We start from the raw sequence: 13664 nt of genomic DNA, 5'->3' as shown, positions 1-13664 counted from the left end.
TACGATTTTCTAATCGCAGGGTTATACCTTTTAAATTTAAGAAGAAATTATGAGAAGAGGGGTGGCTTTACTACAGAGTCAAGAAATGGTTCACAGTAGTGGTGCGTGTAGAACCAAACCTTGTTCAAAGAATCAACAAGTCCGTTCCCTAGAGCAACATTTGTACTAAACTGAAAAATATTATGAATACCTGAACAATGATGAATACAATGATCAGAACTGTCTTCACAGTCTGACTCTTCCTGGTGGGAATGATGGACTGAACTAGAGAGAGAAGCTGCTGACAAAGATACGTTTTCTAATTTAACTTCATCATGACAATCAATTGTCTCTAGTGCGCTAGCAGAAGAGAGAGTAAGTATCATGAATATTGCTAAAATGTAGTTCATCATCTTTTTAAATTTAACAGCGCACTATATGAGAGTCAATATTAATGGCTAATTTGTTACGTGGTCGCAATTATGCCCGACCCCTTCAAATTCAATGACCGAGTTCTTTACATTCATATCAAATAAAGTCGATTTAATAACTATCTTAATTCTATCAAGCTCTTTAACTTTTAACTCATCTGAAACAGAAACATGAAAAGTTAAAGAGTGAGACTCTTCATCCATAGACCAGCCTTGAATAAAGTGAACATCCTCTACTCCATCGATCTCAATTAATTTCTCTCTAACAGTCTCCATACTTAAATCTTTTGGGAAGGCCTGCATGAGGATAGTCACAATTTTCTTTAATCCTTGATAAACCCCACGTAGAACAAGAAGTGAGATAAGAATCGAAAGAATTGAATCTAAAATATACCAAGGTTTAAAATAGAGAACGACACTTACAATTAAGACAGCACACCATCCAAGAATATCTTCCATTAAGTGGAGCATAACCATTCTTTGATTAATACCTTCGTCTTTCGACATTCTATACGCAGCAATACCATTTACAGCAATTCCAAGAATCGCTAAGGCAAACATTCCTTCACTCATAACTGGTTGAGGGTCTAATAATCTCTCAAATGATTCACTAATAACAAAGACCGATCCGGCCAATAAAATGACAGCATTTAATAAAGCACTTAAAAGAGAAAATCTTCTATATCCATAGGTATATTTTTGATCGCGATCTTTCTTTGAAAATTTCTCAAAGAAATAAGACATAAGTAGCGCTGTACTATCTCCTAAATCGTGGAGTGCATCTGAGTAAATCGCCATAGAATTTGTAAGATACCCTCCTATAAATTCTATTATTGCAAAACAAAAGTTGAGAGCGAAAGCAATAAGAATATTCTTACTACCTGAATGATTATGATGATGGTGGTGACAATTTGACATAGGAAAATTGTAAGTGTGTTTCTAAGCTTTGCCTAAGAAAAAAAAACAATTGCCACTTAACTGCAAAAGAGACTTAACTGAGACTTTTCTGATTTAATCAGGTGATTAGGCTTTTCTTGTCGAATAATCCACTCTTTAACAACTAAGAGAATATAGAAAATATCTTTCTCTTTGAGTTCTTTATCCTTAGGTATTTTATGCCATTTTTGCAAAGAAGACCTACAACAAGTGCCTGTCGCGTGGAGTGCAGTAAAAATAGGATGTGTTTGAACTGGAGCAAGTTTACAAGAGTGTGTCTTAAGCTCTTCACTAAATATTTTAACAATCAAACTTCTACCTTCAAGAAGAATTGTATCAAATCCCCTCTTAGATAAATAATCCCACTGCTCGTCTTCCAACTTAAACTTTGAGCACACTTTAGAGCAGCCTAGCCGTCTAAAGATATCTGTAAAATAAATATTTTCGCTGATACGATTTTCCAATGAACTCATTCTCTTAATTGCTTACTTAAATGATATATTAGAGTCTAGATGATAGCAACGAAAGTCAAGATTTTCTTAAAAATATCTCATACTTAGCGCCAATCCAAGCGGTGCACAAGATTGCACAACACTGATGTTTATGCCATATTTAAGCATGATAAAAGTTATAAAAGAAAGTGACACTTGGCTGGTTATCAATAAGCCTAGTGGTACAAGTGTCCACAACGATTCAGAAAGTGTAATTGAATTCTTCAAAGAGCAAAATTTAGAAATTGCTCCAGTTCATAGAATAGATAAGGACACCAGTGGACTCTTGCTTCTATCAAAAGACCAAAGTGCTACTGCTGAGTTGCAACAAGCATTACAACACTCAAAGAAATATTACTTGGCCATCTGTCGAGGACAAACTAAAGAAGAAAGTGGAACTTGGACAGATAAGCTTAGCGAAAAAGCTGAAGGTAGTAAGAACCCTAGAGGAAAGAAGTCAGACTTAAAAGAATGTATCACCAATTGGAAAAGAATTTACTCGAATAAGTATTTTACTCTCATGCTCTTTAATATTGAAACTGGCCGAACACATCAAATAAGAAGGCACTGTGCCATTCACAAGTTAGAAATTCTTGGTGATAAGAGATATGGTGATTCTAAATATCAAAACCTTATAAAGAATAAATACAACTTTTCTCAAATGGCGCTACATTCCTATAAACTAGATATACAATTAGAGAAGATACAGCACAACTTCATTGCAGATATCCCTACTTACTTTAAAGAACTCATAGGAGAATCCCTTGAAAAATATATTTAAAGTACTAAAACTTAGGGCCTACAAAGAAGATAGTCTCTTTAACAATTTAAAGAATACTCTCCGAGAAGATTTCTCTCTATCACTTGAATTAAATGACTTTAAAGCGCTAGTTAAGGACAAGAGAATTAGAATTAGAGGACGAGAGATTTCAGAAGCACAAATAATTTTGCAAGAGAGTGAATCCTTTTCAGTTTCATTAACAAAGTCACAATTCAAGCAGTGGTCTCTTCCGATTAAAGAATCTATCAAAATATCACCGGAAATGATTATACATGAAGAGCCAATATTTCTAATTGGAAATAAGCCCGCAAACCTCTCTTCAAATGCAACAATTCAATCAAGCCAAGATAACTTCCTTTGCGCAATGAAAAGATATATTAGTGGGCCTCATAAAGAGAAGTACCTAGCTCTCCATCACCGCATTGACTATGAAACGAGTGGGCTTCTTCTTTTTTGTAAGAAGAAATCTCAAAATAAATTCTTCACTGAATTATTTGAAAATAGAATAATCAAAAAGACCTATCTTGCGGTGGTTATAGATCAAGAAAATATTTTTTCTGACACAAAGATATCCAATCTTCTTGAGAGGGACCCAAGTAATAAGATGAAAGTAAGAAGCGTGAAGAAGAATGGTAAGAATGCGCTGACAAGTTTTAAGAAAATCTCTCACGCAGAAGGCTTCAGCCTTATTGAAGCAACTCCTGAAACAGGCCGATTACATCAAATAAGAGTTCATTTAAGCGAGCTTGGTTTTCCTATAGTAGGAGACTCTATCTACGGAAGAGAAAATAAAGGGAGAACACTTCTTCACGCCTATAAATTAAAGTTTCCTCACCCTATTAGTAAGGAAATCATTGAATTTTGCGCCCCTATTCCAAGTGATTTCCCCAAGGAATTATTCATCTAGTCAAATGATAAAAAATAAGGGAATATAGCCCCTTATTTAAAATAAATCGGAGGTAAGATGAAACCAAATATTCTAATCGTTACAGCAAGTGATGGAAATAATTTAAAACTAGCGAATACAATTTTAGAAATTTCTAAAGAATATGAGGCAAACTTTGAAGTGGTTAATCTTCTTGATTTAGACCTCCCCCTCTATTCTGCAAAAGCAGAGTCAAATGGAACTCCTAAAGATGCTACTTTTATCACAGCGAAATTTATGGATGCGCAAGGCTTTGTTATTCTAGCACCTGAATATAATGGTTCTGTCCCTCCTTCATTAAATAATACAATCGCTTGGATTAGTCGCTCGGGTAATGATAACTGGAGAGACTCTCTTAATACAAAGCCAGTAGTACTTGGAACTCACAGCGGTGGTGGTGGGAATCATGTTCTGATGGCAATGCAAGAGCAATTTGCCTTCATCGGGTGTAATATCATCGGTAGAAAGATTCTAACGAGCTATGCAAAAGAATTAAATACAGACTCAGCGAAAGAAGTTCTTTCTCAACTCGTTAAAATTAGCTCCATTCAATAAGAAAATAAGGGAGTACACATAATATGTACTCCCTCAGCGCAAACTTGGTTATTCAACAGTTGCAAAATGCAACTCTTCTCTAAAATTATCGTACTTAGAATAAGTATTTTCTATAAACCAAAAGTTGGTCCAATATAATTTATTCAAATAATGATGACCTAAAAAACTCTCTCTAAGTTCTTCTAAATAAGAAATTGATTTTCTAAAATTTTCAGAGGCCCTCTTTCTCTGCCCAGTAAGGTCATAGAACTTTGCCAAATCTTCATACACTTGAGATTTCTCATAATCATGTAGTGATTCTATATTTAATAGTAGTGTATTCAACCCCTCTAAGATTTCAAAACTATCAACTTCAGAAGGAAACTCTGATAATAACTTTAATCCCACCCTTACTCTCATAAGTTCATATGGAAATTCAAAGTGATGATCTTCAAGACTTAAGATATTTGCACGAGTAAGTAAGCGGTAGGTATTTACTAATTTCTTTTTTCTATCTCTTTCATGATCATAGGCTAAATACGCTTGCGTATATAACTCTAGAGAATTCTTCCAAGACGAATCTTCTAGAATTGAGTTACTTGACTCTCCTGCAAATTGAAAGAAGTCGCCTGCTTTACTGTAATCAATCTTCAGACCAAGAAAGGTTGATAAATTTGTTGGATAACTTTCTCCAAGAGAAAACCAAAAAATATGATTCTTAGTATCCATAATATGAGTCATGGAAGTATAGACTTTAGAAATTGTTCTTCCAAAACTTCTCTTTCCCATTAGAAAGTCATTATGCCCAGAGAGAAGGTCGATTCCCCACTGAATATCAATACTTCCACTTGATTTTTCCAACTCTGATTCTACTAAACTAAGTCTCGCTCTAGATTCCAAACTCTTATTTATACTATATTCATAATTGTCTCGACTTGTATCAGGGTGAAGAAAGTGATTACTCTGTCCCATTCCATGAGCAGAGTCTCTCTTAGCAACCCTAACAACATCTCCAGATATCTCAAGACTCACACTCTCCCCACTCTTAGAGTCTGAAATTAAAAAACTCCAAGCTCCAAAGTATCCAAATGATTTCCCTATAGAAATGGCCTCATCCAAAGTCTTTGCACGAGAGAGAATATAATTTGCGGCGTAAGGGGCAACAACTCCAACTCTATCTTTATACTTCACTTTATAGTTCTTAGTTCTAAGCTCGTGAGTTGAAATAGAAATACCGTATTCATTCATTCCTGAAATTCCACCAGGATAATGAAGTCCAGCAGAGCTCATTCCCATATAATTTACACCTTCACTATTCTTATGATGAATAATAACCGGATATTTTTCAAAAACACCTAAGAACCCCGTATCAAAGTTTCTTCCGTGTAAGTGACTTCCATTTGATGAAATGGAGCTTGGCGCAGTAAATCCAGTACAGCCTTTCTTCATTTTCTTAAACGTTTTCCCTACACTTCTAAAAACATTTTTAATAGCTCCACTTGCAAGACGAAATCCGCAGCCTTTTATAAGCTCCCAATTAGCTCCCCTCTTGTCTTGTTCCATTTCAAGGTTTAAGGAATCAACAAAGCCAGACATTTCAATCATAAGTGTTGCTTCAACAACATCTTTCCCTTCTAGACTAAAGCCTCCATCGCGGACTCCTCGAGCGAGGGCATTCAATTCCTTTAAAAATTCTATTGACACAGATTTTCTATACTTGCTCATCATACATTGATAAATAATTGAAAACTGTCTTCTATCCTTGCTAGAGAGTGCAGCTAACGACTCATCTCTTCTTTGTTGGACCGAAGCGAGTACTCCTTTAGTCACGTCTTCGGGCATAAAAAGTCCATGATAATAAGCGAGATCTTCCATTGTGCCATCTACACTTAAGAACTTAACCTTCTTACCTTTTATAGAACAAGTCTTAAGAGTATTTCCTTTGCTCTCTTTTTCTAAACTACATTCGTAGGCATAAATATTTTTTGATAAAAGTAAAATTAGCATTAATAAATATTTCATAAAGCTCCTCCAAGAGAGCAAATTGCTGTTGTTATAAATAATATTCCAAAGGTCTTTTTAATTCTCACTAAGTGATGCGAGATAAATTTCTCTTTCGTCTTTGCTAAGAGAGAGAGGGCCCCTAGAGTACTTCCGACTCCTGTAATCATTGAACTCGCTCCCAAGATGAAGTAATTCGCAGAAATTTCTCTACCAAAGAAGTCTTCATATAGAGCAATCAATGCTATATATGTAAGTACTAAGCTCGGATTAATTATTGTTAAAGAAAAAACTCCTTTAAATCCAGATGGCAAGTTTAAGTCCTTACGACCTTTAGAAAGTAAGAAACTTATCCCAATAAAAGTTAGGACACAGGCAAAGATAATTGTTAGTTGAAACTTATTTTCGATAAAGGAATCTACCATCTTAGCTTTATACACAAGATAAGAAATCTGTAGGTAGATAATTTCAACAAGAAGAAGTCCTAAGAAACCTTTCAATGCGACTGCCCTTCCCTTACTTAAATAAGAGTCAACAATACTAATTCCCGCAGGCCCAATAGGTAGGGTAAAAATCACCCCACAAAGAAGGCCTAAAATCACAATAGAAGTAATCATGCAATTGACCTTGCAAGACTCAGTTCCGGAAGAACGGAGTTAATGAATCCATTGAATGAATCGGCGCAAGAAAAAACAGTCTTCATTTTAAATTGTCCCTTTTCTCTATATTTTGAAAAGTAATCATCCAAAATATCAGAAGTCACAATCTCAACCACAGGTAAATCAATGATATTCAAATCTCTACAGTCAAGATAGTCAGGGTTACATTCAGACAAGGCACGGTCCAATAGTTGAGCATATACTTCTTCGGAATCATTTAGATTATTTGAAAATAAAGTCCACTTATAGCAAACCTTTCCATTTCTCACTCCAGGAGAGAGAAAGTAATGATCTAGGGTCACACCTTGAGCTTGATTAAACTTTACGACTGTATCTAAAACCTGCTGATCACTTGTCTTTTCAGCTCCAAGATTAATTCCACTTCCCTGTCTTCCAAGAATTTCAAATGTTAAGATAGGAGAAACTGATTTGATTCGTACTATATCTTTCATCGTATAATTTAAAAAACCATTTGGTGTCGTAATATTAAGTAAATACTCTTCCCCTTCCTTAACATCTCCAATTGAAAGGGATGAGGTTAAATCTATTTTAGTAAAGCTATAGATTAAATCTGGATTAAAGGCATAAAGTTGTTTCTCATCTTTTGCGTTATTAATTCCGATTCCAATAGGGGCTTCCGTCGATGCGTATACTCCAAAGTAATTTAACCTCTTTCCAACTAAGTTATTTAATCTCTCACGGTAAGAATCTATTGGAGTCGCGCCATAGATTATAGTTTCAAGATTCGGCCAAATATCTTTGATATATTTCTTATTTGTTCTCTTTAATATTTCTTCAAAGATAGCGATTAGATAAGTAGGAATTGCAGAAGCGATTCTTATATCCTCATTTAAACTCTGCTTTAAGATCTTTTCAAGCTTGAGTTCCCAGTCTTCTATCTCTAGAACTTCCTGAGAAGGGAAAGTCACTTTCTTTAGCATCTTTGGTGTTTGGGCACTTAATATACCTGAAATATAACCGTACTCAACTCCATTAGAAGTATAATTCTTGGGAGTCGAACCGTAGCTTAATCTCGAAGAGTTTACTAAATCAATCCCTGCTATCGAGTGATTAATGACGCTTGCTTGATATTTTTGAGCACGTTTAAAAATATCAATCATATCAGCGTTATATGGAACTCTCTTGCTGTCCTGTCCACTTGTTCCAGAAGTAAGTCCGAAGTACTTAACCCCATTTCTAAAGAGAACTCTATCTTCTTCATTCACTAGACTTTCTACATACGATGAGAACTTACCATATTCAGAAGGTTCTACACTTTGAATAAAGTCAGTATAAGTGGCAATCTTATCTAAATTATGATCAATGGAAATATCTGTATTTCTTAATTTATTTTTTAACTCTTGAAAATTCTCTTCCTGCTTTAACTGCATGCTCTCTTGATCAAGAGAGATCTTTAAGTACATGTTGTTAAGAATAAATTTTGAAATAGTCTTTTTAATTTGTTTCATAAATCCTCCAAGTTTGTTTGCAGGATGAAACTAGCAAAGAGAATTTATGTTTACACTTTAGACTCTTGACGATTTCTCTGAGTTTTTGTCAAAAAGACCTACTTTTGACAAAAATGGCCCATTTCTGTCAAAAGTTTTTACTGATTTGAAATAAGTTCTTCAAGGTTTTCAGATACATGCTTATTCATGAAAAGAGAATATTCACGAAAGACTCTCTTAGGATCACTCTCTAGTAGCTCTATTGCTCCCTCACTCTTCCTTGATTTTGAAAGCTTTTCCCCTTCAAGGGTTACTAATTGGTGATGATAAATATTCTCTTTCTTTATAAAATCTTGTTTCATACTTTTTGCAATAAGTAATTGTATAGCAGAAGAATAAATTAAATCCTCCCCTCTAAAAATATGAGAGATATTCATTTCAATATCATCACAAACACTAACTAATTGATAAGAAGGAATATCTTCTTTTCTCCAAAGTACGATATCTCCAATCGAGTTTTTCACATCAACTTCTCGACTCTCAAACTTAATAATTTCCCTGGGGCAATCATATCTTGTACAGCTCTTATTAGCTTTAAAGCTTAGATTCTTAGTCTTACAAAAACCAGTATAAACTCCTAAAGAGTTTCTTTCAAAGACCTCTTTTCTAGAGCACTCACAATAAAATTGATCTTCAATCTTCTCTAGATAAGATTTATATAAGTCTTTCCTTAAAGTCTGAGAATAATTACGATTAAAATCATCAGTTGATGAGGGCCCCTCATCAATATTAATTTTCAAAAGATGAAGTGCTCTAAAGATCTCATCGATATACTCATCTTTACAACGCTCGTTATCGTGATCATCAATTCTTAAAGCAATCTTCAAGCCTAGCCTACTAGCTTCACTCGCAATATGAATAAAGTTGAAGATATTTCCTAAATGTAAATGCCCATTTGGTGTTGGTGTAATTCTTGTTTTCATATAAGTTTTTAAATCCTAGTCTCAAGAAATTAATATAACATATATACTCTTGCGACTTAACAGATAAAGATGATTCTAAGTATCAATTTCCCTAGGCAGTATTTACCCTACCGGCAGAACCATTCCTCTCCTTATTATTAGCCTTCGCTAATAATAAATACTATAATGAGTGGCATGAAAAAAGTTTTAATACTTGGTAGCTCAGGTTGGATTGCACATTACCTTATCCCTTCTTTAAAAAAAGAATTTGGAGACTGTCATATTGTAGGTAGTGTTCTAAATAATAAACCTGATCACCGTATCGATATATTCCAAGCAGCAAATGATCAGCTAGAGATTATTGATGAGCAAGTCACTCTTTTAAATCCTCATATCGTCATCAATATGACGAGAGGTGAAGACGATGACGCTTTCACTCTACATAAGTACTTAATAGAGAAATCAGGAACTCTTGGATTTCACTATAATTACTTCTCATCCTTCAATGCTCTCGACGCAAATACTGAAAGCGAACACTACGAAGATGAACTTCCAAATGCTCAAACTGAATACGGTCAATTTAAAGCAAAGTGTGAGATTGAGCTTAATAAGACTGGTGATAACTTTTCAATTTTTAGATTTGGAGCAACACATGGATGGGCACCAAATTCACAATCAAGAACAGAGCTCTTTCTTGAAGTTATGTTAAGCGGGGAATCTCTTACAATAGATAGAGGTGTTCTCCAAAATAGACTCTCCACTAACCACCTAGCTAATATGATGGCCGCAGTATTAAAAAAGAAGGGGGAAGGAGTCTTCCACTTTGGAGCAAGAGATGGTTCAGAAGAAATAGACTTCCTTAGAAATTTAGCCGAAAGCTTTGGTCACCCAAGAGAGCAAATTATTGAAGGTGGTAGTAATATTTGCAACGCTTTAATGATTCCTGAGAGAACAATACAACTCATTGGATCAGAGTATGAAAAGAGCGAAGAGGATACTATTTTTGCCGTTAGGCATATGATCCGCCTCGCTCAATATATTCTATAATGCTCCGTCTTTAATGACATCTACGATTGCAGGATCAAGCAAAGTAGATGTGTCCCCGAAGTTGTCAAATTCCTTTGCTGCAATTTTTCTTAAAATTCTTCTCATAATTTTTCCTGATCTTGTTTTTGGAAGTCCCGGAACAATTTGAATTTTATCAGGCTTTGCAATAGGCCCTATCTCTTCAGTAACCACATCTAATATTTCTTTTACCATATTTTCAGAATGATTCTCGCTTGCAATAATATAGGCATAAATCCCCTGCCCTTTTATATCGTGAGGAAAACCAACGATAGCAGATTCAATAACACATGGGTGTTTTCCAATCGCATTTTCAACTTCGGCAGTCCCTATTCTGTGACCAGAGACATTTAAAACATCATCTACCCTTCCAGTTATTCTATAAAGCCCGTCTCCATCTCTTTTACAACCATCTCCTGTAAAGTAAGAACCTGGGTAAGCACTTAAGTAAGTTTGCTTAAAGCGTTCGTGATCGCCCCAAATTGTTCTTAACATTCCAGGCCATGCTCTCGTAATACATAAATTTCCTTCGGCCTCAATATTAGTTTCAGCATTTCCATCTGTATCCATGATTGCAGGAAAAACACCAGGAAGAGGAAGAGTTGCAAAGCAAGGTTTTGAATCAGTGACTCCTGCTAAAGAGGAAATTAAAATTCCTCCCGTCTCTGTTTGCCACCACGTATCTACAATAGGGCATTTTTCTTTACCGATAGACTTATTATACCAATGCCAAGCTTCAGCATTAATTGGCTCCCCAACAGAACCTAGAACTTTAAGACTTTTAAGATTTGCACTATTAACAAGAGAGATATCACAGGCCATTAAAGCTCTTACAGCAGTTGGTGCTGTATAGAAGTGAGTAATCTCATGCTTTTCTACAACTTTCCAAAATCTTCCCGCGTCTGGAAAAGTTGGAACTCCTTCAAACATTGTTGTAGTCGCACCATTTAATAGTGGCCCATAGGTAATATAGGTATGTCCCGTAATCCAACCGATATCTGCAGTACACCAATACTTATCCTCTTCATTCATTTGAAAAACATTACCAAATGTATAAGCGGCCCAAACCATGTAGCCCGCAGTAGTGTGAAGAACCCCTTTTGGCCTTCCTGTTGAACCAGACGTATAGAGAATAAATAAAGGATCCTCAGCATCCATGACTTCGGCTTCACACTCAGTTGAAGCTTTTGGATAGAGGTCATGCCACCAAATATCTCGTCCCTCTTTCATGGTAATGTCATTTCCAACTCTCTTATGAACAAGTACGTGCTCAACACTTGAGTCTTCAAGATCAGCAAGGGCCTTATCTGCAATATCTTTAAGATGAATTATTTTATTTCCACGGTGACCACCATCATTTGTAATTAATAATTTACAAGCGGAATCTTCAATTCTTCCAGCAAGAGCATGAGCAGAGAATCCTCCGAAGACAACAGAGTGAATTGCGCCAACTCGAGCACACGCAAGAACAGAAATTAAAAGTTCAGGAACCATGGACATATAAAGGCAAACCCTATCACCTTTTTGAACTCCAAGATCTTTAATCATATTTGCCGTTTTGCAAACAGCTTCGTGTAATTCTTTATATGTATACTTAATGACATCATCGTCTGGAGAATTGGGTTCAAAAATAAGGGCTACCTTATTCGCCCTCTCTACTAAATGTCTATCAAGACAATTCTCAGTTATATTTAACTTACCACCTTCAAACCACTTTATATTCGCATCATCAATACTACCCGACTGAACTTTATCCCATTTCTTAGTCCAAGAAAAAGTTTCTGCGATATTGGCCCAAAATTTTTCAGGATTTTTCTTAGATTCTTGATAGGCAATTGCATATTCTTCAAGGCTATTAATTTTCCAGTCCATATTCTGTCCTATTTAAATTTTATCAATACTATTAACTTAACTCTTTCGCTATCACGTCTTCAAGACTTGCGTGATGAAACTTAACCGATAACTCTCCAAGCTTTACTCTAAGTTCAGGGTTATGTTTCTTTTGAGCACCTTTCCAATCAAATTCTATTTCACTATGCTTATTTGAAAAGTCGACAAAACTCTCAGCAATGACACATTCAATATGTTCAAATCCCTCTTCATAACTAACTTCTCCTTTAGGAGCAGGTAATTCAATCAAAGGAATTTGGTGATGCTTGTACTTTATAGCTTCATTGAATTTAAAAGTTGCTATTGGTCTATTGGAAATCATGGCCTCATGTAAGAGTAAATGATCTTTTTCCAAGTAAGCTTTAAGCTCTTCATATCTATCTATACTCGCTACTCGGTAACAAATATGATCTATAAAATAATCATCTAAATGAATACCCAAGAGTTTTAAATTAGATTCTATTTTTTCTAAGAAGCTCTTTGCCGTAGTAAAATCTATCATTGGATAAACCTAAGCGATTCTCTTAATCAGGTGAAATCCAAACTGAGTCTTTACCACACCTGAGACTTCACCAACTTTAAGGGCAAAGGCCGCTTGCTCAAAAGGCTTAACCATCATCCCCTTCCCAAAAGAGCCAAGACTTCCTCCATCTTTTCCAGAAGGACAATTAGAGTAGTCCTTGGCAAGCTCTTCGAAAGATTTTCCTTCCTCAAGCTTCTTCAATAAGTCAGTTATTTCATATTCATGGTCAACAAGAATATGTTGCGCAGTGATTTGAGACATAGTGTTTTCCTTTAAGTAAAATTGCTTACTTTAAGGTTAGCGATGGGCATCTCTTTTGTAAATAATTATACAGCTGCTTATCCTCTTCATGAATCCAAAATATTTCATCACTCTTCTTATCGAATAAATCTCTATTTCTCACAGTGCATGTATGACCAAAAGCGTCTTTAAAAGTTGAACTTCTATCTAAATACCACGTAGGAGACATTCCCATCTTAAATCCTGAATCAAGAAGTAGACCAGAGAACTTTGTAACCTCAAACCCACCTTGATTCTCCCTATTAACTAATGGGTCTAGGGAAAATTCTCCTCCACCAAGCTCTAAAGGCTCCGCAGTTTCAATATCAAAACTAAAAATATCACCACTTGCCAGTGTAATATTCACTCTATCCTCTAAAATCTCGTATCCAACTCTTCCATTTCTTGGAAAGAGGTGAAACTCCCTAGCTCCAGTATGTGTACTAGATGGTCCTTCTCCAAAGGAATTAAATATCTGAATTTTCCCTCTCGAAGTTATCAAGAAGTTTCGATACTCCATATTGTAGTGCTTTCTAGAGGAAATACTTATAAAGCAAGTATCTGTCTGTTGCCAATGCCCCTGTTGAACTTGAATAGACTCTAGGAAGTCTATTTTCGATTCACAGTTATAAGCGTAGCTGTTGAAAGATAGGAATATCATAAATATTAGTAGTTTTTTCATTCTTTAATGAAATACCAATCCTTCGGACTTAGCAACTAACTAAAACTAACTGCGCAAACTAAAACGGTCGGTTTATCT

Annotated in this window: 15 protein-coding genes; 4 read left to right on the top strand and 11 right to left on the bottom strand. The window is 35.4% G+C overall.

The features are described 5' to 3' along the window. Positions 1 to 47 precede the first annotated feature (47 nt). Genes CES88_RS16145 through CES88_RS16135 form a run of 3 tightly spaced genes read right to left on the bottom strand, consistent with a single transcriptional unit; the run spans position 48 to position 1819 of the window. A complete protein-coding gene (locus CES88_RS16145) occupies positions 48 to 392 on the bottom strand; it encodes a hypothetical protein (protein ID WP_290736834.1) in 345 nt (114 codons plus the stop codon). 45 nt (positions 393 to 437) lie between these two features. Next, positions 438 to 1328: a cation diffusion facilitator family transporter gene (locus CES88_RS16140; RefSeq protein ID WP_290736832.1), complete on the bottom strand. Its 891-nt coding sequence runs from the start codon at positions 1326 to 1328 to the stop codon at positions 438 to 440. A gap of 56 nt (positions 1329 to 1384) precedes the next feature. Next, a complete protein-coding gene (locus CES88_RS16135) occupies positions 1385 to 1819 on the bottom strand; it encodes a DUF4186 family protein (protein ID WP_290736830.1) in 435 nt (144 codons plus the stop codon). A gap of 145 nt (positions 1820 to 1964) precedes the next feature. Between CES88_RS16135 and CES88_RS16130 the strand changes: the two genes are divergently transcribed. Genes CES88_RS16130 through CES88_RS16120 form a run of 3 tightly spaced genes read left to right on the top strand, consistent with a single transcriptional unit; the run spans position 1965 to position 4098 of the window. After that, the gene (locus CES88_RS16130; RefSeq protein WP_290736828.1) at positions 1965 to 2618 is read left to right on the top strand and encodes an RNA pseudouridine synthase; all 654 of its coding nucleotides are present in this window, start codon (positions 1965 to 1967) and stop codon (positions 2616 to 2618) included. Beyond that, on the top strand, positions 2602 to 3525 hold the full coding sequence (locus CES88_RS16125; RefSeq protein ID WP_290736826.1) for an RluA family pseudouridine synthase: 924 nt from the start codon (positions 2602 to 2604) through the stop codon (positions 3523 to 3525). The genes CES88_RS16130 and CES88_RS16125 overlap by 17 nt, the downstream gene beginning before the upstream one ends. 57 nt (positions 3526 to 3582) lie before the next feature. Next, positions 3583 to 4098 carry an NAD(P)H-dependent oxidoreductase gene (locus CES88_RS16120; RefSeq protein WP_290736824.1) on the top strand — a complete coding sequence of 172 codons (516 nt, stop codon included), beginning with the start codon at positions 3583 to 3585 and terminating at the stop codon, positions 4096 to 4098. 48 nt (positions 4099 to 4146) lie between these two features. On the opposite strand, the gene CES88_RS16115 is transcribed toward CES88_RS16120, so the two are convergent. From CES88_RS16115 to CES88_RS16100, 4 genes are all read right to left on the bottom strand, one after another. Further along, complete coding sequence (locus CES88_RS16115; RefSeq protein WP_290736822.1) at positions 4147 to 6099, bottom strand: C45 family peptidase; 1953 nt, start codon at positions 6097 to 6099, stop codon at positions 4147 to 4149. Then, entirely contained in the window at positions 6096 to 6695 is a 600-nt protein-coding gene (locus CES88_RS16110) for a hypothetical protein (protein WP_290736820.1), read from the bottom strand. Before CES88_RS16110 ends, CES88_RS16115 begins: the two co-directional genes overlap by 4 nt. Continuing rightward, positions 6692 to 8206, bottom strand: coding sequence for a GH3 auxin-responsive promoter family protein (locus tag CES88_RS16105; protein ID WP_290736818.1), 1515 nt, complete (start codon positions 8204 to 8206; stop codon positions 6692 to 6694). Before CES88_RS16105 ends, CES88_RS16110 begins: the two co-directional genes overlap by 4 nt. A gap of 137 nt (positions 8207 to 8343) precedes the next feature. Next, entirely contained in the window at positions 8344 to 9168 is an 825-nt protein-coding gene (locus CES88_RS16100; protein WP_290736816.1) for a glutamate--tRNA ligase family protein, read from the bottom strand. Between the two features lie 174 nt (positions 9169 to 9342). On the opposite strand from CES88_RS16100, the gene CES88_RS16095 reads away from it, so the two are divergent. Further along, positions 9343 to 10194, top strand: coding sequence for a sugar nucleotide-binding protein (locus CES88_RS16095; protein WP_290736814.1), 852 nt, complete (start codon positions 9343 to 9345; stop codon positions 10192 to 10194). Here CES88_RS16095 and acs read toward each other — a convergent pair. The 4 genes from acs to CES88_RS16075 are packed head-to-tail and all read right to left on the bottom strand — an operon-like array spanning position 10189 to position 13586. Then, positions 10189 to 12084 (bottom strand): acetate--CoA ligase, encoded by a 1896-nt coding sequence (gene acs, locus CES88_RS16090; RefSeq protein ID WP_290736812.1) that lies wholly within the window; start codon positions 12082 to 12084, stop codon positions 10189 to 10191. The genes CES88_RS16095 and acs overlap by 6 nt on opposite strands. 31 nt (positions 12085 to 12115) lie before the next feature. Further along, positions 12116 to 12604, bottom strand: coding sequence for a VOC family protein (locus tag CES88_RS16085; protein ID WP_290736810.1), 489 nt, complete (start codon positions 12602 to 12604; stop codon positions 12116 to 12118). 9 nt (positions 12605 to 12613) lie between these two features. Next, positions 12614 to 12886, bottom strand: a complete 273-nt coding sequence (locus tag CES88_RS16080) for a peptidylprolyl isomerase (protein WP_290736808.1) — start codon at positions 12884 to 12886, stop codon at positions 12614 to 12616. 25 nt (positions 12887 to 12911) lie between these two features. Beyond that, positions 12912 to 13586 (bottom strand): hypothetical protein, encoded by a 675-nt coding sequence (locus CES88_RS16075; protein WP_290736807.1) that lies wholly within the window; start codon positions 13584 to 13586, stop codon positions 12912 to 12914. Between the last annotated feature and the right edge of the window lie 78 nt (positions 13587 to 13664).

The sequence above is a fragment of the Halobacteriovorax sp. JY17 genome (genome assembly GCF_002753895.1).
Lineage (GTDB): Bacteria > Bdellovibrionota > Bacteriovoracia > Bacteriovoracales > Bacteriovoracaceae > Halobacteriovorax.
The sequence above is the reverse complement of the archived record's forward strand: the minus strand, read 5'-3'. Positions and strand labels throughout refer to the sequence as shown.

Bases quoted from the DNA above. Each gene is read 5' to 3' on its own strand.
- CES88_RS16145 (WP_290736834.1), bottom strand. From the start codon at position 392: ATGATGAACTACATTTTAGCAATATTCATGATACTTACTCTCTCTTCT.
- CES88_RS16140 (WP_290736832.1), bottom strand. From the start codon at position 1,328: ATGTCAAATTGTCACCACCATCATCATAATCATTCAGGTAGTAAGAAT.
- CES88_RS16135 (WP_290736830.1), bottom strand. From the start codon at position 1,819: ATGAGTTCATTGGAAAATCGTATCAGCGAAAATATTTATTTTACAGAT.
- CES88_RS16130 (WP_290736828.1), top strand. From the start codon at position 1,965: ATGATAAAAGTTATAAAAGAAAGTGACACTTGGCTGGTTATCAATAAG.
- CES88_RS16120 (WP_290736824.1), top strand. From the start codon at position 3,583: ATGAAACCAAATATTCTAATCGTTACAGCAAGTGATGGAAATAATTTA.
- CES88_RS16115 (WP_290736822.1), bottom strand. From the start codon at position 6,099: ATGAAATATTTATTAATGCTAATTTTACTTTTATCAAAAAATATTTAT.
- CES88_RS16110 (WP_290736820.1), bottom strand. From the start codon at position 6,695: ATGATTACTTCTATTGTGATTTTAGGCCTTCTTTGTGGGGTGATTTTT.
- CES88_RS16105 (WP_290736818.1), bottom strand. From the start codon at position 8,206: ATGAAACAAATTAAAAAGACTATTTCAAAATTTATTCTTAACAACATG.
- CES88_RS16100 (WP_290736816.1), bottom strand. From the start codon at position 9,168: ATGAAAACAAGAATTACACCAACACCAAATGGGCATTTACATTTAGGA.
- CES88_RS16095 (WP_290736814.1), top strand. From the start codon at position 9,343: ATGAAAAAAGTTTTAATACTTGGTAGCTCAGGTTGGATTGCACATTAC.
- acs (WP_290736812.1), bottom strand. From the start codon at position 12,084: ATGGACTGGAAAATTAATAGCCTTGAAGAATATGCAATTGCCTATCAA.
- CES88_RS16085 (WP_290736810.1), bottom strand. From the start codon at position 12,604: ATGATAGATTTTACTACGGCAAAGAGCTTCTTAGAAAAAATAGAATCT.
- CES88_RS16080 (WP_290736808.1), bottom strand. From the start codon at position 12,886: ATGTCTCAAATCACTGCGCAACATATTCTTGTTGACCATGAATATGAA.
- CES88_RS16075 (WP_290736807.1), bottom strand. From the start codon at position 13,586: ATGAAAAAACTACTAATATTTATGATATTCCTATCTTTCAACAGCTAC.